A 265-nucleotide genomic window follows, 5' to 3' on the forward strand; every position below is an offset into this window, starting at 1 on the left:
AGCTCATGGAACGCATCATCCACACCCTGCGTAAGGGATTACCGAAAGGCTTAGAAGAGCTTGCCCAACTGGGACGCACCCTGTGGCGTCGGCGCAAAGATGTGCTTGCCTACTTTGATATCGGTGCATCCAACGGCCCCGTCGAGGCAATCAACGGCAGACTCGAACACCTACGCGGCATCGCCCTAGGATTTAAAAACCTCAACCACTACATCTTGCGATGCCTAATCCACTCCGGACAACTACAGGACAAAATCAACGCACT

Annotated in this window: 1 protein-coding gene; it reads left to right on the forward strand. The window is 53.6% G+C overall.

Translation table 11 applies throughout. The features are described from left to right. On the forward strand, positions 1-265 hold a 265-nt coding region (locus HMPREF2806_RS07870; RefSeq protein ID WP_198531328.1), incomplete at both ends, for a transposase.

Origin of the sequence: Corynebacterium sp. HMSC076G08 (genome assembly GCF_001811515.1) — a bacterium.
In the GTDB taxonomy this organism is placed as follows: domain Bacteria; phylum Actinomycetota; class Actinomycetes; order Mycobacteriales; family Mycobacteriaceae; genus Corynebacterium; species Corynebacterium hiratae.